Genomic DNA, 19,754 nt, shown 5'->3' on the forward strand with positions numbered 1-19,754 from the left:
GTGTGCACTTGTTATGATTTTTCACATGAAAATCGTTAAAAATCTGTTCCATGTAGCATAATTTGTTACATCAATTGTATTGGAATGTTACTGGTCGTATATTGGCACAGAAAATTTTAGTTAAATCCTTATAAATTCGGGGCTAGAAACAAAAGTGAGGTTTGTTTGTAGATTCCGGTGTTAACAATTAATTTACAACTAACTCTGGGTTTACCCTGAGTGTTTGTTAATTAGATGTTAACTTTTATGCGTTTGGAAGCTGAAATTGGTTATAACAATAAATGCTCAATGGAGCTGAGTGAGCAAGCCCGTGAAAGAAAGAAAGTCAAGACCTGTTAATTTAGATTTACAGACCATCCGCTTTCCCATCACAGCAATCGCGTCAATCCTGCACCGTGTGTCAGGTGTGATTACGTTTGTTGCGGTGGGTATACTACTTTGGTTACTGTCCATTTCTCTGTCGTCCCCGATGGGTTTTATGGAAGCCGCTGACGTTGTCGATAGCTTCTTCGTGAAATTCATTCTATGGGGAATTCTAACTGCACTTGCCTACCACATTGCTGGTGGTGTTCGTCACCTACTGATGGACCTAGGCCACTTCGAAGAACTAGATTCAGGCGCGATGAGCGCTAAAGTCACGTTTGGTGTAACTGTAGTGCTATCACTATTGGCGGGGATCTTGGTATGGTAAAACACGTTTCTTCATTTGGTCGTAATGGTGTTCACGATTTCTTATTGATTCGTGCATCCGCCATCATTATGACGCTGTATACAATTTATCTGGTGAGCTTCTGTGCTTTCTCAGATATCTCTTACGCATCTTGGACCCAATTTTTTGGTGGAACATTCACTAAAGTCTTCACCATGTTGGCACTTGTCTCTGTGTTGATCCATGCGTGGATTGGTTTATGGCAAGTATTCACCGATTACATTAAGTGCGCGAAACTTCGTGGTGCGCTGCAACTTGGTGTTATTGCCGTGCTATTCGGCTATGTCTTCTCTGGTCTATTTATTCTGTGGGGTGCGTAAGTGTCTATTCCAGTTCGTGAGTTTGATGCCGTAGTAATCGGCGCTGGTGGTGCAGGTATGCGCGCTGCACTACAAATTTCGGAGCAAGGCCTATCTTGTGCTTTGCTATCTAAAGTTTTCCCAACTCGTTCTCATACGGTATCTGCACAGGGCGGTATCACAGTTGCGCTTGGTAACTCGCACAAGGACGATTGGCAATGGCACATGTACGACACAGTAAAAGGCTCTGATTACATCGGCGATCAGAACGCGATTGAGTACATGTGTAAAAACGGCCCTGAATCGGTTATCGAACTAGAGAAAATGGGGCTACCATTCTCTCGTTTTGATAACGGTTCTATTTACCAACGTCCGTTCGGTGGTCAGTCTAAAGAGTTTGGTGGTGAGCAGGCTGCTCGTACAGCGGCGGCGGCAGACCGTACCGGTCACGCGCTTCTTCATACGCTTTACCAACAAAACGTAAAACACAAAACAACCATCTTCTCTGAGTGGTATGCACTCGACTTGGTGAAAAACCAAGACGGTGCGATCATGGGTTGTACTGCCATCTGTATGGAAACAGGCGAGATTTGTTATTTCAAGTCGAAAGCAACCATTCTCGCTACGGGGGGCGCGGGTCGTATCTACGCATCGACAACTAACGCCCACATCAATACTGGTGACGGTGTTGGTATGGCACTTCGTGCTGGCGTTCCGATGCAAGACATGGAAATGTGGCAATTCCATCCAACGGGTATTGCTGGCGCAGGCGTTCTTGTTACAGAAGGTTGTCGTGGTGAAGGTGGTTACCTTCTAAATAAAGACGGCGAGCGCTTCATGGAACGTTACGCTCCAAATGCGAAAGATCTTGCAGGTCGTGACGTAGTAGCGCGTTCAATGATGATAGAAATCCGTGAAGGTCGCGGCTGTGATGGTCCTTGGGGCCCACATATCAAGCTTAAACTGGATCACCTAGGTAAAGACGTACTTGAGTCTCGTCTACCAGGTATCTGTGAGCTTTCACGTACATTCGCACACGTGGATCCGGTTAAAGAGCCAATTCCAGTTATCCCAACCTGTCATTACATGATGGGTGGCGTTCCAACACAGGTTTCAGGTCAAGCGATTAAACAGATGGCTGACGGCACGGATGTTGAGGTTCAAGGTCTGTACGCTTGTGGCGAAATTGCATCTGTTTCGGTGCACGGCGCAAACCGACTCGGTGGTAATTCACTGCTTGACCTTGTGGTATTTGGTCGTGCAACGGGCTTACACCTTGGTGAGACACTGGCTGCACAAGCGGAAGCTCGTCCTGCGACAGAATCTGACATCGAAGCGTCTTTAGCGCGCACTATGCGTTGGGAGAACAGTACTGGTGGTGAAGACCCAGTTCAAATTCGTAAAGACCTACAATCTTGCATGCAAAATAGCTTCTCGGTGTTCCGTGAAGGTGATGCGATGGCGACAGGTCTGGAAGAGTTAAAAGTGATACGAGAACGTCTGCAAAATGCGCACCTAGCTGATAAGTCATCGGAGTTCAATACGCAGCGCATTGAGTGTCTAGAGTTAGATAACCTCATGGAGACCGCATTCTCGACAGCAGTAGCAGCAAACTACCGCACAGAAAGCCGTGGCGCGCATGCTCGCTTTGACTTCCCTGAGCGTGATGATGATAACTGGCTATGTCACTCTATCTATAACCCGGAAACTGAAGCGATGACTAAGCGTGATGTCAACATGACGCCAGTGCACCGCGAAGCTTTCCCGCCGAAAGTACGTACTTATTAAAGGGAGGGTATGACTATGAAATTGAACTTCTCTTTGTATCGTTACAACCCGGATGTAGATACCAAACCATACATGAAGGATTACATACTTGAGGTGGAAGAAGGTTCAGACATGATGGTTCTGGACGCGTTAATTCTACTTAAAGAGCAAGATCCAAGTATTTCATTCCGTCGCTCATGCCGTGAAGGTGTATGTGGTTCTGATGGTTTGAACATGAATGGTAAAAACGGCTTAGCCTGTATTACACCGCTCTCTGCATTGCAAGGCGAGAAAATTGTCATCCGACCTTTGCCTGGTTTACCCGTTGTGCGTGATCTTATCGTTGACATGACGCAGTTCTATGATAACTATGCGAAAGTTAAGCCTTTCTTGATTGATGATGACACACTGCCACCTTCACGAGAGAATTTGCAATCGCCAGATGAACGTGCGCATTTAGATGGGTTGTATGAATGTATCATGTGTGCATGTTGCACAACTTCGTGTCCATCATTCTGGTGGAACCCAGATAAATTTATCGGTCCAGCAGGTCTTCTTGCCGCTTACCGTTGGTTAATTGATAGCCGAGATACGGCCACTGATGAACGTTTGTCCAATCTTGATGATGCATTTAGCGTTTTTCGTTGCCATGGCATCATGAATTGTGTAAGTGTTTGTCCTAAGGGACTAAATCCGACGAAAGCCATCGGTCACATCAAGTCGATGCTGGTGAATCGTTCGATTTAATTAACAATAAAAATTGCCGACTCAATAGAGTCGGCTCTTAATAGCTCGGCGCAGACCGAAGCAAACGTGAAAACTACTGGTTAAGGGAAAATATGCACAACGGCGTGATGAAGGCATGGCTCGAGTCTTCACACTTGGCTGGCGCCAATGCAACGTATGTAGAAGACCTCTACGAACTGTATCTAAGTGATCCCGATCTGGTAAGTGAGGAGTGGAAACGTGTATTTGATGAGTTGCCTAAGAACTCTGAAGAAGTGGCCGAACAGCCACACTCGCGTGTCCGTGACTACTTCCGACGACTCGCTCAAGAAACGAAGCATTACAGTGTCCAAGTTAGTGATCCAGATGTCGACGCTAAGCAAGTAAAAGTTCTTCAGCTTATCAACGCATACCGCTTCCGCGGTCATGAAGCTGCAGAGCTCGATCCTCTAGGTTTATGGCAACGCCCACCCGTGGCGGAGCTTGACCCTGTATTCCACAATCTCACCGAAGATGACTTCGAAGAAACTTTCAACGTCGGTTCTTTTGCCATTGGCCAAGAGACCATGCAGTTGAAAGACATCTACTCAGCACTGAAGAAAACCTACTGTGGTTCGATTGGCGCTGAATACATGCACATGACAGACACAGAGCAAAAACGTTGGATTCAACAGCGTCTTGAGTCTGTGGTTGGTCAACCATCTTTCGATAAAGACGAAAAGCGCACTTTCTTAGAAGAATTGACTGCAGCTGAAGGTTTAGAGCGCTATTTGGGAGCTAAATTTCCAGGTGCGAAGCGTTTCTCGCTAGAAGGTGGTGATGCACTGATTCCGATGACGAAAGAATTGATTCGCCATGCTGGTAAGAGCGGCATGCGTGAAGTGGTTATCGGTATGGCTCACCGTGGACGTTTGAACATGTTGGTCAACGTTCTTGGTAAGAAGCCACAAGATTTGTTTGATGAGTTTGCGGGTAAACATGACGAAACTTGGGGGACGGGTGACGTTAAGTATCATCAAGGTTTCTCTGCAGATTTTGCAACGCCAGGCGGTGATGTTCACTTAGCTTTGGCGTTTAACCCATCTCACCTAGAGATCGTAAATCCAGTAGTGATTGGTTCGGTTCGTGCGCGTCAAGATCGCCTAGGTGATGAAAATGGCAGTCGCGTGTTACCAATTACGATCCACGGTGACTCGGCGATTGCTGGTCAAGGGGTTGTGGCGGAGACATTCAATATGTCTTTAGCTCGTGGTTTCTGTGTTGGTGGTACAGTGCGCATTGTTGTAAACAACCAAGTTGGTTTTACAACCTCTAACCCTCGTGATACGCGCTCGACCATGTACTGTACTGATATCGCGAAGATGGTGCAGGCTCCTATTTTCCATGTTAACGCAGACGATCCAGAAGCGGTCGCTTTCGTAACGCGTATCGCATTGGATTACCGCAACGAGTTCAAACGTGATGTTGTGATTGATTTGGTTTGTTACCGTCGTCATGGCCACAATGAAGCGGATGAGCCGAATGCAACTCAGCCATTGATGTACCAAAAAATCAAGAAGCACCCAACGCCTCGCAAGCTTTACGCTGACGTATTGATTGACAAAAACGAATCAGACATCGAAATTGCGACGCAACTGGTCAATGAATACCGAGACGCGCTGGATAAAGGCGAAGTTGTGGTTAAAGAATGGCGCCCGATGGCGTTGCATTCGGTTGACTGGTCTCCATACTTAGGCCACGACTGGGATGTAGAGTGGGACAATAAATTTGATGCGACTCGCCTTAAAGAGCTCGGTCAACGTCTGATTCAATACCCAGATAGTCATAAACTGCAAAGCCGTGTGAACAAGCTTTACAACGACCGTGCAGCCATGATCAGTGGCGAGAAAGCGATTGACTGGGGTATGGCTGAGACATTGGCTTACGCAACGCTTGTTGATGATGGTAAACGTATTCGTATCTCCGGTCAGGATTCAGGCCGTGGTACGTTCTTCCACCGTCACTCAGTTTTGCACAATCAAAATGACGCAAGCACCTACATCCCGCTAGCGAACATTCATGACAAACAAGGTCCATTCCAAGTCTTTGACTCAGTGTTGTCAGAAGAAGCGGTATTGGCGTTTGAATACGGTTACGCAACAGCAGAGCCAAGTGGCTTGACCATTTGGGAAGCCCAGTTCGGTGATTTTGCAAACGGTGCACAAGTCGTGATTGACCAGTTCATCTCATCCGGTGAACAAAAGTGGGCTCGTCTATGTGGTCTAACAATGTTGCTACCGCATGGTTACGAAGGCCAAGGCCCAGAGCACTCCTCAGCGCGTCTTGAGCGTTATCTACAATTATGTGCTGAGCAGAATATGCAGGTTGTAGTGCCATCTACACCAGCGCAGGTTTACCACATGATCCGTCGTCAGGTGGTGCGCCCAATGCGTCGTCCACTGATTGTTATGTCGCCTAAGTCGCTACTGCGTCATCCACTTTGTACTTCAACGTTGGAAGAGTTATCTGATGGTACATTCCAACCAGCAATTCCAGAAATTGACAATCTGGAACCAAGTAAAGTGAAACGCGTTGTGTTCTGTTCAGGTAAGGTGTACTTCGACCTTCTCGAGCAGCGTCGCAACAACGAACAAGATGATGTTGCTATTGTGCGTATTGAACAGCTGTACCCATTCCCTATGGATGAAGTACAAGCGGCAATTGCGCAGTACACCAATGTTGAAGATTTCGTATGGTGTCAGGAAGAGCCTCAAAACCAGGGGGCCTGGTACTGTAGCCAACACAACTTCCGTGCTGCTATTCCAGCAGGCGCAGATCTTAAATACGCAGGTCGCCCTGCCTCTGCTTCGCCAGCAGTAGGCTACATGTCGGTGCACTTGAAACAACAAAAAGCGTTGGTTGAAGACGCTCTGAATGTGAACTCAAAAACTTCGAATTAAGAACTAGAAGTTAAAGGAAGAAACAGTTATGACAATTGAAATTCTGGTTCCAGACTTACCTGAATCAGTTGCAGATGCAACCGTAGCGACATGGCACAAAAAACCAGGCGACGCAGTAGAGCGTGATGAAGTTCTGGTTGATATCGAAACGGATAAAGTTGTGCTTGAAGTTCCTGCTCCGGAAGCGGGAATATTAGAAGCCATTATTGAAGAAGAGGGCGCGACAGTCCTTTCTAAACAACTAATTGCAAGACTTAAGCCGGGTGCTGTTGCGGGTGAGCCAACAGCAGATACCACAGAAGAAACAGAAGCATCTCCAGATAAACGTCATAAAGCGGTGTTGACAGAGGAGAGCAGTGACGCGCTAAGCCCAGCGGTTCGTCGTCTTCTAGCTGAACACAACCTAGAAGCGTGCCAGGTGAAAGGTTCTGGTGTTGGCGGTCGAATCACTCGTGAAGACATTGAAGCGCACCTTGCAAACGCAAAAGCAGCACCGAAAGCAGAAACGCCTGCGGCAGTTGAAGCGCCAGCAGCGGCTCGCAGTCAAAAACGTGTTCCAATGACGCGTCTACGTAAGACAGTGGCAAACCGTCTTCTAGAAGCGAAAAACAACACGGCCATGCTGACCACGTTTAACGAAGTGAACATGAAACCAATCATGGACCTTCGTAAGCAATATAAAGATCAATTCGAAGAGCGTCATGGCATCCGTCTAGGCTTCATGTCTTTCTACGTGAAAGCAGTAACAGAAGCACTGAAGCGTTACCCAGAAGTGAATGCATCTATCGATGGTGATGACATCGTCTACCACAACTACTTCGATATCAGCATGGCGGTTTCTACGCCACGCGGTCTAGTAACACCAGTACTTAAAGACTGTGACACACTAGGTTTTGCTGACATCGAAAAAGGCATCAAAGAGCTAGCTATCAAAGGCCGTGACGGCAAGCTAACGGTGGATGAGCTAATGGGCGGTAACTTCACTATCACTAACGGTGGTGTATTTGGCTCATTGATGTCTACGCCAATCATCAACCCACCACAATCGGCAATCCTGGGTATGCACAAAATCCAAGATCGCCCAATGGCGGTGGATGGTAAAGTAGAAATCTTGCCAATGATGTACCTAGCTCTATCTTACGACCACCGTTTGATCGATGGTCGTGAGTCAGTGGGTTTCTTAGTAACGATTAAAGAGCTACTAGAAGATCCAGCGCGTCTGCTATTAGACGTTTAATATCGCTAAAACGTCGAGTTATCTTTGGTAACTCGACGTTTACGGCATCCAAGGCTAGACTGGCTCAGCGTCTGGCCTTCACTTGAACTGCCCCCGATATAATCTATATAGCAGTTGATTTGAGAAGACCCTACAGACGTACCGCAATCAAAGCGGTGTTATGGAAATAATAAATCCCTTAAGGGATAAACAAACGGAATATCAAAATGAATTTGCATGAATACCAAGCCAAACAGCTGTTTGCAGAATTCGGTTTGCCTGTACCGGAAGGCTACGCATGTGATACGCCACAAGAAGCTTTCGAAGCGGCGGGTCGCATCACTACCGAAAAGAAAGTTGTAAAATGTCAGGTTCACGCTGGTGGCCGCGGTAAAGCGGGCGGCGTTGAGCTACACGATACAAAAGACGGCGTAAAAGAATTCGCACAAAAATGGCTAGGTAAGAACTTGGTGACTTACCAAACAGACGCAAATGGTCAGCCTGTTACTAAAATCCTTGTAGAAGAAGCGTCTAACATCGCTAATGAACTTTACCTTGGTGCGGTTGTTGACCGCGCAACTCGTAAGATCGTTTTCATGGCTTCTACTGAAGGTGGTGTGGAAATTGAAAAAGTTGCGGAGGAAACGCCGGAGCTTATCCACAAAGCAGCAATCGATCCACTAGTAGGCCCTCAGGCTTACCAAGGTCGCGAGCTAGCGTTCAAACTTGGTCTTGAAGGCGATCAAATCAAACAATTCGTTAAGATCTTCATGGGTCTTGGCACGATGTTCTCTCAGTACGACCTAGCACTGCTAGAGATCAACCCACTGGTTATTACTGGCGAAGGTAACTTACTGTGTCTTGACGGTAAGATCAACATCGATTCAAACGCGCTATACCGTCAGCCTAAGCTTCGTGAAATGCACGATCCTTCACAAGAAGACGAGCGTGAAGCGCATGCAGCTCAGTGGGAGCTGAACTACGTAGCACTAGACGGTAACGTTGGCTGTATGGTTAACGGTGCGGGTCTAGCGATGGGTACAATGGACATCGTAAACCTACACGGTGGCAAGCCAGCTAACTTCCTAGACGTAGGTGGCGGCGCGACAAAAGAGCGTGTAGCAGAAGCATTCAAAATCATCCTATCTGATGACAACGTTAAAGCCGTTCTAGTAAACATCTTCGGCGGTATCGTACGTTGTGACATGATTGCAGAAGGCATCATTGGTGCAGTGAAAGAAGTGGGAGTAACTGTCCCTGTTGTTGTTCGTCTAGAAGGTACTAACGCTGACCTAGGTCGCGAAGTTCTTGCAAATTCTGATGTTGATATCATTGCTGCTGAGTCGCTAACAGATGCTGCTCAGAAAGTTGTTGCTGCTGCGGAGGCTAAATAATGTCTGTACTAATTAACAAAGACACTAAAGTAATCTGTCAGGGCTTCACTGGTGGTCAAGGTACTTTCCACTCAGAGCAGGCAATTGCTTACGGTACACAAATGGTTGGTGGTGTATCTCCAGGTAAAGGTGGTCAAACTCACCTTGGTCTTCCTGTATTCAACACGGTACGTGAAGCGGTAGAAGTAACTGGCGCAACAGCAACAGTAATCTACGTTCCAGCACCATTCTGTAAAGATGCAATCCTAGAAGCGATCGACGCAGGTATCGAGCTTATCGTAACGATCACCGAAGGCATTCCAACGATTGATATGATCGATGTGAAAGTGAAGCTAGAAGAAACTGGCGTTCGCATGATCGGTCCTAACTGTCCCGGTGTTATCACGCCTGATGAGTGTAAAATCGGTATCATGCCTGGTCATATCCACAAGAAAGGTAAAGTGGGTATCGTTTCTCGTTCAGGTACGCTAACCTACGAAGCCGTTAAGCAAACGACTGACGAAGGCTTTGGCCAATCAACGTGTGTTGGTATTGGTGGCGACCCAATCCCTGGTTCAAACTTCATCGACATCCTGAAGCTTTTCCAAGAAGACCCTGAAACTGAGGCAATCGTAATGATTGGTGAAATCGGTGGTACTGCGGAAGAAGAAGCTGCAGCTTACATCAAAGAAAACGTAACTAAGCCAGTGGTTTCTTACATTGCTGGTGTTACTGCTCCTCCTGGTAAGCGTATGGGTCACGCAGGTGCAATCATCTCTGGTGGTAAAGGTACTGCAGAAGACAAATTCGCAGCACTAGAAGCCGCTGGTGTTAAGACAGTGAAGTCTCTAGCAGAGATTGGTCAAGGTTTACGCGAAGTAACGGGTTGGTAATCGACCAAACTGCTTTATCAGCATTAAAAAAGCCTGCGATTTCGCAGGCTTTTCTTTTTCTGTTGGCTCGTCCTGATTTGTGTCTCAAGCATGAGCACTATATTTACCACTCGGTGCGATTACGCTTTACGCCTAATCAGTTGGCTAAGAATAAACAGGGTCGTTGCGCTAATCACAACGGATGGCCCCGCTGGGGTATCAAAATGCCATGAAAGGCTTAATCCCATCAATACAGCGACAGAACCAATAATAGAAGCAAGTAACGCCATTTGCTCTGGTGTTGCAGAAAGCTTTCTTGCCGTAGCTGCAGGGATGATAAGTAATGACGTCATGATCAAAGCACCGACAAACTTCATTCCAATTGCGATCACTACGCCGACCATTAGCATCAACACTAAGCGGATCAGGTCGGTATTTACGCCCTCAACAGCAGCCAATTCTTCGCTCACGGTGCTCGATAGCAGTGGACGCCAGAAAATGTATAAGCAAGCGCTGACAGCAACGACACCTGAATAGATGAATATGAGATCTTGAGGTGAAACGGCGAGTAAATCACCAAATAGATAACTCATCAGATCCACACGCACATTCTCTAAGAAACTCACGGAGACTAAGCCAATCGAGAGTGCGCTATGGGCGAGGATACCAAGTAGGGTGTCCGTCGCAACCAGTTGTTGCTTTTGTAATGTGACGAGCAATACTGCAATCGCCAAACAGCACACCAAAAGTGCTAAATAAAGGTTCACGTTAAGCAGAAAACCCAGAGCAAGCCCCATTAATGAGGCATGCGCTAAGGTATCCCCAAAGTAGGCCATTTTGCGCCACACGACGAATGAACCCAGTGGACCAGCAATGATTGCAATGCCAATACCTGCAAGGATAGAAGGTAATAGAAACTCAATCATGATGGTAATGTCCGTGTTTATGGTGAGAGCATGACGTGGCATCCCCTTTTACTGGCGAACCAGATAAATCATGGTGATGGTGCTCATGGTCATGATGATAAAACGCCAATGATTCGCGTGTCGCATTGCCAAATAATGCAATATAAGACGGATGCTGAGTAATCGTCGCTGGCGAACCTGAGCAACAGACATGATGCTGCAAACAGATCACATCATCGGTTTTTGCCATAACTAAGTGGAGATCGTGTGAAACCATAAATACACCGCAGTCAAAGCGGTGTCGAATGCTTTCAATCAAATCATATAGGTCAATTTGGCCTTGAATATCCACACCTTGTGCAGGTTCATCGAGTACCAATAACTCTGGACGTAGCAATAGCGCACGAGCGAGCAGCACACGTTGCGTTTCACCGCCAGAAAGGCGATGCATATTATGGTTTAAAAGATGTTCTGCGCCCACTAATCTTAACGCATCAAGACACTCTTGCTGACTGTATTTACCAGCGAGATTGAGGAAGCGAATGACGTTCAGTGGTAATGAATCGTTGAGTGTGAGCTTTTGAGGAACATAACCAATTTTCAAGCTACGTTTCTTGATTAATTGGCCGCTAGTCGGCTTCTGAAGACCTAAGATTACCTTGACTAAGGTCGATTTTCCCGCTCCATTGGGACCAATTAGGGTTGTGATCTTGCCCTTTTCTAATTCCATACTGATGTTATCAAGAACTCGACGTCCGTCAAATTCGACACACAGCTGTTCAAGACGAGCTAATGAAGGCATGAATGAAACTCATTTGCAAATCAATAATGTTATAATGTAACATTATTGCACTTTCCACGTGATCCCCCAAGTAAAACTATGAAAAGAGTCCTAATTCTCGCTGCTGCGACAATGCTAACGTTACCAGCGCACGCCATATCGGTATTGACTAGTGTTAAACCTATTCAAATGATCGTTAGTGAGTTGACTGACGGTATTACTCAACCGCAAGTATTGCTTCAATCTAATGCGTCGCCTCATGATTACGCACTTCGTCCGTCGGATGTTAGAAACATCGCCTCTGCAGATTTGGTTATCTGGTATGGGCATGATCTTGAGCCTTTTTTAGAGAAAGTGATGGCTGAACGTTCTAATACGTTCACACTGAGTAACATTCCAGGTCTTGCACTGCGCGCGTATGACACTGAACACAATCATGATGGTCATGACCATGGCTCTCACGATCCTCACTTTTGGCTTGGTGTTGAACCAGTGAAACAAGTTGCGCTCGCTGTGGCAAATAAGTTAGCTGAGGTGGATCCAGTAAATGCAGATCAGTACGAAGTGAATCTTGCCAAATTTGAAGAACAACTCAATGTAACCGACGCTAAAATTGAGCAGCAACTTGCACCCATTCAAGATAAGGGGTATTTCGTTTTCCATGATGCGTATGGGTACTTCGAAGAACATTTCGGAATGAATAATCTTGGCCATTTTACCGTCACACCGGATCGCAAGCCGGGCGCAAAAACATTAATTCATATACGAAAGGCACTGGCGGCTGGGGATGTTGAATGTGTGTTTTCTGAACCACAATTCACTCCTGCAGTTGTTGAAAGTGTGTTGCGCGGTAGCGATGTTAGCAATGGTACGCTTGACCCTCTTGGAAGCGACATTGAAGTTCGATCAGGCAGCTATTTCGTATTATTACAAAACATGGCTAACAGCTTTAGCCAATGTTTAGGGAAACCGTAACAATATTGTTGCTTTCCTAAGAGAGACGACTTTTTATCGTGATCTAACAGTAAGAATTGAAACCTTTGGTAAGACGAGTCTTTTCTCTATAGGGATTTGAGATATCATTATTCATAATTAGTGGCTAAAAATAACGACATTGATGCTTGGCTTTTAAGGCAGAGCAAACCGTGGAACGCCATAAATAGATTAATGAAAGGATTTTATCTTGCTGCGCCATTTAGCCCGAGTGGTATTGGGTTTTATCATCTCATTTCAAGTATTTGCCTTAAGTGATGCCAATGCGGTTTTTTACCCTTTGCCGAATCAGGCTGAGGGGACTTTCATTGCAGCAAAACAGCTGTTTCCAGGTGTGGAAGGCGGGGTATGGATTCACGATGTTCGAGGGCGAGTGCTGTTCTATGACGGCCAAAAGACCTTGCCAAAGTCAGGAAGCTTTCTTAAGCACAAAGCGGAACAATTAGCTTATCACAACGGTTCATTTTGGACTTTTGTCGAAAATGAGGTTTACCAGACTTACCCAAATCAAGAGCGGCAACTCATATTTAGTCTTAGCCCTGGTTCTCAAATTCGCAAGATCGGTGCATCAAGCAAGTATATTTGGGTCAGTGACGGAGCGAACTTCTATACGTATGATCTTTCGACAAGTGCGTTAACCGTTTTTTCTTTGTTGCAATTGTATCAGCACAGTAATAACAGCTATGTCTATATCAATGACGCGATCTTTGTTGAGACTAAGTGGGTGTTGGCAACGACATCTGGGGTGTATTTGTCTGAGGGAACGCGGTTTAATCATGTGACCCCTTCTGGGAAAAATTATGTAGAGAAAGTCTATTATTCGCATACCAGGCGTGAAATTTTAGTTGGAACGCTGAAAGGCGCGTTAATTTTCAATATATACGAGCCCAACAGCCCAGCGATCAAAGTTGGGCAGTCACATGTATTGACCTTTGCTGAAAGTAATCAAGAGTATTGGGTAGGGACAGAACATGGCCTCTATCTTTACTCTTTTCTTACAGGAGAAATATCGAAAGTTGCGCCCGCTAGCTTTCTGGAGTTGGAGATAGCCAACACCAAGGTTTACTCGCTTTTGAGCGATAGCATGGGAGGAATGTGGATTGCGACCAATCAAGGCATTCGTTATCACTCATTGTTTAGTAAGACGTTTGAACGTGTCACTTTTAGTGGTTACGACTCGCACACCTTATCTGGGCGACTAAGGCAGATATTACCCGGGCCTGATGGTGCTTTGTGGTTTATTGATGATCATAAACTGTATCGCACCGGGCCTCGAGGCAGCATGGATGTGCTCAATATTCCCGCTCAAATTAATGAGTTTACATTTCTTAATGAAAAGCTCTGGCTTGCCACGTCAACAGGATTACAGATCTACGATCTCGACAGTTTAAACCCGATTATTTTTCCGTACTTACACACCCTGACTGGGCGTCAAATCGAGCATATTGTTGCTGATGGTGCCACTCGACTCTGGGTTTCAAGTGGCTATCAACTCTTTAATATTGATGTAGAAAGTCAGGAGGTAAGAAACTTTGGTAGTGATTGGCTGGTAAGTAAACACCTACCAGCAAAAATAACGCGACTTTATGATAAAGATGCGTTGCTTCTCATCGGTACAGATCATGGTGTCTATGAGTACGATGGCGACCGGATCCGCTTTAACCACTTCTCAGAACAATTCGGTGAATCACTTAATATCATGACGACTCCAGATGGGGCGCAATGGTTCGCTTCTGCTTATGGTATTTTTAAAACCATCCCTGGCAGTAGAGAGAAACATGTGCTGGAGATGAGCCTGGAAAACTCACGCCCAGCTTGTATGTTGAGTGATAAAAAAGGCGTCTGGTTAGCCTCTTCTGTCGGGTTAAGTTATTACCATTTGTCCGGTCAACTTTTAAAGCACTATTCATCCTCTTCCGGTTTAATAAATAATGAGTTTTTATCCGGAGTCTGTAGTGCTAATCAACGCACAGATGGCAGTGAGCAACAATTGATCTTTGGTTCAAAATTTGGACTGGTAAAAGCGAACACATCGAAGCTGCTTGTCTCGCAATCACCAGAGTCTAAAATTATTTTTAGCCAAGTTCTGTTGGAAAATGAAGTGGTTCAGGTTGGCAGTGCGGATCTCGAAGGGGTGCAATTACCTTACGGCTCTTCGCTGAGCTTCCGATTTGGTGTAATGCCAAAATCTGATAACCAAAATCTGTATTATCGCTTAAATCAGAATGAGCAGTGGCAGTCCTTGGATGGGGAAGTGTTAACACTCGAATACCTTAAGTCTGGTGAGTACCACCTTCAAGTGAGCAATGACTCTCAGCTAGGTAAACAGATCATCGGATTGGATTCACGCTTTGTCGTACTAAAACCATGGTTTATGTCAAAGCGAGCTATTGCTGGTTTCGTTTTCGTTGGGTGTGTTTTTATTATACTGTTGATTTATTGGCGTTCTCGGTATGTTGTACAATCTAACCGAGAATTGGCAGCTCAGGTTACACTAAAAACCAATCAGTTAAGGCACCAAAGCCGGGTACTTCTTGCCAGTAACCAACAGCTTAGAAAGCAAATACAAGTTAGAAACTTATTGGTAGATCATGTCGCTCGGTCTATTAAAACCAGTATTGATGCTATTGTAAATCGACTCCCAACGGAGCTAGATTCGGAAACCCAGGACCATATATCGAAAGCCAGTTGGCAATTGAAAGAGCTTAATAATTCGTCGGAAGGCCGTCATGGTGGAAGCCAAAACTACAATTTGAGTCAGATAACACAATCTGTGGTGGATGTATGGCAGGAAGATTTCTTAAAAGCCGGCATCAAAGTCGAGCTTAACGACGATGATAAAATGAGCCGTATTGCATTAGAAAGCTTTAATCTTGACGTAATTTTCAACAGCATATTTGCCAATGCAATCAAACGATCGTTCCACGGGCAATCGGTTAAAGTCAGCATTGAACAAGGGCATGATGTTGTTTCATTAAGCTTTATTGACCATGGGACACAGCTTCCAAGTAAAGCACCGACAACGCGTTTATCGTCTAGCGGTGGTGATTTGAGTATGGATAATTTACCGGAGTTGGTTGCCGTCAGTGGTGGGCAGCTCTCGATGTTTACTTCTGATGCGCAAAACAAGATTGAAATTACTTGGCCTTGTGCACAAGAGCCTAGTCATGTCGATGAGCCACTATTAGAGTTTATTGAGGTTGAGCAGCCGCAGCCGAGTCAGAGTGTACCGCCTGAGCAGGAGTGGTTGGTGAGAATCTACCAATTGGTGGCTGAGCACTATCACGATGCGGAGTTTGGTACTGCATCTGCTGCGAAAATGTTGTTTATGTCTGAGCGAAGTCTGCAGCGGCGTTTTAAATCAGCGTCTTCGAGAACATTTAAAGATTACCTTACTGAAGTACGTCTCGAGACCGCTTGTGAACAACTTCTTGCTGGTGAAAAAATCAGTGAGGTTGCATTCAATTGCGGCTTTAATGACCCTTCTTACTTTAGTCAGAAGTTCAAACTTCACTTTGGGTTACCACCATCAAAATTTGCGATGGCTCAAGATAGCCAAGTTAGCTTGTAGTGTTGAATAGCGTATTAGTAAGCCCAGTCTATTTTAGGCTGGGCTTTTTTGTATTGGCACAATGGGCGTCGTCTAGCGAGGGTATGACTCAAGAGGTTTGATTGCAGTCGCTAAGTTTAAGCACACTACTTGCGCAGTAAGGGAGACGATCTGGCAGCGGTTCGTTGTGAGGAGTGTACGGTTTGCGTAATAGAACGTTCACCCCAGAATATAATGCGTCACAAGGTAATAGTGATGTGGGGGTACTGAGCCGATGTTTTGGATTTAAAGGGAGTTAAAGAGAGATGTAATGAAGAAAGAGTAGAAAAAAAAGTCGTGGTATAGCCGGGGGGACCATACCACGGGTGTCAATGACACCTTCGCTTGCTGCCGGAGTGGCATGTTGCCATACCACCTCTGGAATTTATTTGAGAGGTCGCCCTCTCGATGGGTTAACTATACGAAATCTTACTTATTTTTCTTATAAAAATAACGACAAGTTTACATGAGAAAACCGACAACAGGGTCGGATTTGTAGCTAAGACATTGAAATATAAGGAATTTATTTTCATGTGCACTTTGTTTGTTGCGTATTTGTTGTGTTTTTTTGTGTGCTTTTTCTTTCATTTTGACGTAAGTGACGAGTCTAATATTAACGGAGTTGACGTAGCGAATTACGCTTGGCATAAGTGCAATCTTTGATTTCACACAATAAAACAGAAGGAAGAGCGAGGTATCATCGTCAAATTAATTATTACTAATGATAATGCTTATCATTGGTATTTATTTTTTTAAGGGTCGCTATGAAGTTATCAGAGATTACACCTGGAGATACAGTAACAATTCGGCTGTTAGACGGTCTTACATCGGATGTCAGAAAAAAGCTTATGGTAATGGGTTTGCTTCCAAACACTGTAGTAAAAGTGATTAGACGTGCACCAATGGGCGATCCATTGCAAGTGGAAGTGCGTGGCGTTTCTGTCGCGTTAAGAGAAACCATTGCACAAAACATTACAGTGGAGCGAGTGTAATGCAGTATCAAGTTCTGACGGTTGGTAATCCAAATAGTGGTAAAACGACGCTTTTTAATGGTCTGACAGGCGCCAAACAGCAGGTTGGTAACTGGGCGGGCGTTACGGTAGAAAAGAAAACGGGTCAATTTAAGCATGCAGGTGATGATTTTCTGGTTACCGATCTGCCAGGTATTTACTCCTTAGATAGCGGTAACGATAGTAATAGCATCGATGAGTCGATTGCATCTCGGGCAGTATTAACTCATCCAGCGGACTTGATCATTAACGTTGTTGACGCAACAAGCCTAGAACGTAGCTTATATATTACGCTGCAACTTCGAGAGCTAGGCCGTCCAATGATTGTTGTATTAAACAAAATGGATGCGCTTAAGCGTGAACGTCAAATTATCAATGTTGCCGAGCTAGAAAAAGCGCTAGGCTGTCCTGTCGTGAGCATATCTGCCACAAACAAGGGACAAGTCTTTGAGTTTAAAGAAAGGCTACACAAGTCGCTCGTTCAAGGTGTCGCTCTTAAAGATATATCTTTGAACTACGGTGACAAGATGGAAGCGGCGATCGACAACGTCTCGACCCTTTTTAATGATCAAACTGTTTCTCATCGGGCGTTGGCTATTCGGGCATTAGAAAAAGACGCATTAGTGCTAAATAGCATGTCTGACGCTGACCGCAAAGTGGTCAGCGAAGCGATTGCTACGTTGGAGCTTGATGTTGATTTGCAGGTGGCGGATACCAAGTACACTCATCTACACGAACAATGTAAGAAAGTTCGCCGTAGTGAGGGTAAGTTAAGTCGCAGTGTGACAGAGAAGCTGGACCAATTCATTTTGAATAAATGGGTCGGTATTCCATTCTTTTTTGTTGTGATGTATTTCATGTTCATGTTCTCTATCAACATCGGTAGTGCATTCATTGATTTCTTTGATATTGGTGTCGGCGCACTGTTGGTTGACGGTGGACACTATTTACTTGATGGACACTTACCGGTTTGGTTAGTGACAGTGATCGCTGATGGTATCGGTGGCGGTATTCAGACGGTGGCGACCTTTATTCCAGTTATTGCGTGTTTGTACTTGTTCCTTGCCGTGCTTGAGAGCTCCGGTTATATGGCGCGCGCCGCATTTGTACTTGATAAAGTGATGCAGAAAATTGGACTGCCGGGTAAAGCGTTTGTCCCATTGGTTCTTGGTTTTGGTTGTAACGTACCGTCTATCATGGCAACCCGCACACTCGATCAAGAACGCGAGCGTAAATTAGCAGCATCGATGGCGCCATTTATGTCGTGTGGTGCACGTCTTCCGGTTTATGCATTGTTTGCAGCGGCATTTTTTCCTGACTCAGGCCAAAACGTGGTGTTTGCGCTTTACCTATTGGGCATCATCGCGGCTATTTTTACGGGGGTGTTCCTGAAAAAGACGCTTTATCCAGGTAGCAGCGATAGCCTAGTCATGGAAATGCCAAACTACGAGTTGCCGACGTTGCAAAACGTGGTCATTAAAACATGGCAAAAACTGAAGCGTTTTGTCTTGGGTGCTGGTAAAACCATCGTGGTCGTGGTTACGGCGCTTAGCTTCCTAAACTCGTTGGGAACCGACGGCAGTTTTGGTAACGAAGACAGTCAAAACTCAGTACTATCTAAAGCGGCACAAGTGGTCACCCCCGTATTTGCACCAATCGGCATTCAAGAAGACAACTGGCCAGCAACGGTAGGTATCATTACCGGTATCTTCGCGAAAGAAGCTGTCGTCGGTACGCTTAACAGCCTATACACCACGCTAAGTGACGAAGAGTCGGCTGGTTTTGATTTGATGGCGAGTTTGGAGGAAGCCGTGATGACGATTCCTGACAATTTCGCAGGCTTAAGTTATTCAGACCCGTTAGGAATTGAAGTGGGCGATCTAACTGACTCAAATGCTGTTGCTGCTGAGCAAGAAGTTGATGCCTCTATTTTCGGCAATATTAAGGCGCAATTTGTGTCTGGCAATGCAGCATTTGCTTACCTGATCTTCATTCTGCTTTATACACCTTGCGTGGCAGCGATGGGGGCTTACGTACGTGAGTTCGGCCATAAGTTTGCACGTTTTATTGCCGCGTGGACAATGGGTTTGGCGTATCTCGGTGCGACGTTCTATTACCAAGCAATGCACTTACTCGCTCACCCTGTGAGGAGTTCAATTTGGCTAGTCGTGATTATCGCTATCTTTATTGCGACGTATATTGGTTTTAAGTGGGTAGGTGAAAAACAACGTACACTAGAGGCGCAAGTAGTATGATTTTAAAAGAGCTTTATCAATACATTGTAGACAAAGGAACCGTCTCCCAGTCAGATCTGGCTAAGCAGTTTGGGATGAGTGAAGATGGTGCCGACGCAATGTTGAGCGTGTGGATCAATAAAGGTCGAATTACGCGTTTGGTGGACACCAATAAAGCTCATGATGTTACCCGTGTTCGCTACGCAGTGACAAGGCAAGATGGGCTGTCACTGACAGTGACCATGTAGCTAAAAGTAATCACGCAAAAACAACCAAGCCGCATTAGCAATGATGCGGCTTTTTTGTTGCTCTCTGAGCTCTAGCTATAACAGGTTTCTAAA

At 45.4% G+C, this 19,754-nt stretch carries 15 protein-coding genes; 13 read left to right on the forward strand and 2 right to left on the reverse strand.

All coding sequences use genetic code 11. The annotated features are described in order from the left end of the window. Positions 1–298: 298 nt before the first annotated feature. From sdhC to sucD, 8 genes are all read left to right on the forward strand, one after another. Positions 299–691 carry a succinate dehydrogenase cytochrome b556 subunit gene (gene sdhC / locus AK965_RS09300; RefSeq protein ID WP_099079331.1) on the forward strand — a complete coding sequence of 131 codons (393 nt, stop codon included), beginning with the start codon at positions 299–301 and terminating at the stop codon, positions 689–691. Next, a complete protein-coding gene (gene sdhD / locus AK965_RS09305) occupies positions 685–1,029 on the forward strand; it encodes a succinate dehydrogenase, hydrophobic membrane anchor protein (RefSeq protein ID WP_099079332.1) in 345 nt (114 codons plus the stop codon). Before sdhC ends, sdhD begins: the two co-directional genes overlap by 7 nt. Then, positions 1,030–2,796 (forward strand): succinate dehydrogenase flavoprotein subunit, encoded by a 1,767-nt coding sequence (sdhA, locus tag AK965_RS09310; protein ID WP_099079333.1) that lies wholly within the window; start codon positions 1,030–1,032, stop codon positions 2,794–2,796. It begins immediately after the preceding gene. A gap of 15 nt (positions 2,797–2,811) precedes the next feature. Then, a complete protein-coding gene (locus AK965_RS09315) occupies positions 2,812–3,522 on the forward strand; it encodes a succinate dehydrogenase iron-sulfur subunit (RefSeq protein WP_099079334.1) in 711 nt (236 codons plus the stop codon). Between the two features lie 92 nt (positions 3,523–3,614). Next, on the forward strand, positions 3,615–6,440 hold the full coding sequence (gene sucA / locus AK965_RS09320) for a 2-oxoglutarate dehydrogenase E1 component (RefSeq protein ID WP_099079335.1): 2,826 nt from the start codon (positions 3,615–3,617) through the stop codon (positions 6,438–6,440). Between the two features lie 28 nt (positions 6,441–6,468). Beyond that, on the forward strand, positions 6,469–7,677 hold the full coding sequence (odhB, locus tag AK965_RS09325; RefSeq protein ID WP_099079336.1) for a 2-oxoglutarate dehydrogenase complex dihydrolipoyllysine-residue succinyltransferase: 1,209 nt from the start codon (positions 6,469–6,471) through the stop codon (positions 7,675–7,677). A gap of 206 nt (positions 7,678–7,883) precedes the next feature. Continuing rightward, positions 7,884–9,050, forward strand: a complete 1,167-nt coding sequence (gene sucC / locus AK965_RS09330; RefSeq protein WP_005426700.1) for an ADP-forming succinate--CoA ligase subunit beta — start codon at positions 7,884–7,886, stop codon at positions 9,048–9,050. Further along, entirely contained in the window at positions 9,050–9,922 is an 873-nt protein-coding gene (sucD, locus tag AK965_RS09335) for a succinate--CoA ligase subunit alpha (protein WP_099079337.1), read from the forward strand. The genes sucC and sucD overlap by 1 nt, the downstream gene beginning before the upstream one ends. 119 nt (positions 9,923–10,041) lie before the next feature. On the opposite strand, the gene znuB is transcribed toward sucD, so the two are convergent. Both znuB and znuC read right to left on the reverse strand, forming a co-directional pair. Further along, positions 10,042–10,827, reverse strand: a complete 786-nt coding sequence (gene znuB / locus AK965_RS09340) for a zinc ABC transporter permease subunit ZnuB (protein WP_099079338.1) — start codon at positions 10,825–10,827, stop codon at positions 10,042–10,044. Next, complete coding sequence (gene znuC, locus AK965_RS09345; protein WP_099079339.1) at positions 10,820–11,608, reverse strand: zinc ABC transporter ATP-binding protein ZnuC; 789 nt, start codon at positions 11,606–11,608, stop codon at positions 10,820–10,822. The genes znuB and znuC overlap by 8 nt, the downstream gene beginning before the upstream one ends. Before the next feature lie 78 nt (positions 11,609–11,686). Here znuC and AK965_RS09350 point away from each other — a divergent pair, with 78 nt between their 5' ends. The 5 genes from AK965_RS09350 (at position 11,687) to AK965_RS09375 (ending at position 19,661) form a co-directional block, all read left to right on the forward strand. Continuing rightward, positions 11,687–12,562, forward strand: a complete 876-nt coding sequence (locus AK965_RS09350; protein WP_099079340.1) for a zinc ABC transporter substrate-binding protein ZnuA — start codon at positions 11,687–11,689, stop codon at positions 12,560–12,562. Between the two features lie 208 nt (positions 12,563–12,770). Further along, positions 12,771–16,151, forward strand: a complete 3,381-nt coding sequence (locus tag AK965_RS09355) for an AraC family transcriptional regulator (protein ID WP_099079341.1) — start codon at positions 12,771–12,773, stop codon at positions 16,149–16,151. A gap of 782 nt (positions 16,152–16,933) precedes the next feature. Then, on the forward strand, positions 16,934–17,161 hold the full coding sequence (locus AK965_RS09365) for a FeoA family protein (RefSeq protein WP_099079343.1): 228 nt from the start codon (positions 16,934–16,936) through the stop codon (positions 17,159–17,161). Beyond that, entirely contained in the window at positions 17,161–19,434 is a 2,274-nt protein-coding gene (gene feoB / locus AK965_RS09370; protein ID WP_099079344.1) for a Fe(2+) transporter permease subunit FeoB, read from the forward strand. Before AK965_RS09365 ends, feoB begins: the two co-directional genes overlap by 1 nt. Next, on the forward strand, positions 19,431–19,661 hold the full coding sequence (locus AK965_RS09375; RefSeq protein WP_099079345.1) for a FeoC-like transcriptional regulator: 231 nt from the start codon (positions 19,431–19,433) through the stop codon (positions 19,659–19,661). Before feoB ends, AK965_RS09375 begins: the two co-directional genes overlap by 4 nt. Positions 19,662–19,754 lie beyond the last annotated feature (93 nt).

This window comes from Vibrio sp. PID17_43 (assembly GCF_002608565.1).
In the GTDB taxonomy this organism is placed as follows: domain Bacteria; phylum Pseudomonadota; class Gammaproteobacteria; order Enterobacterales; family Vibrionaceae; genus Vibrio.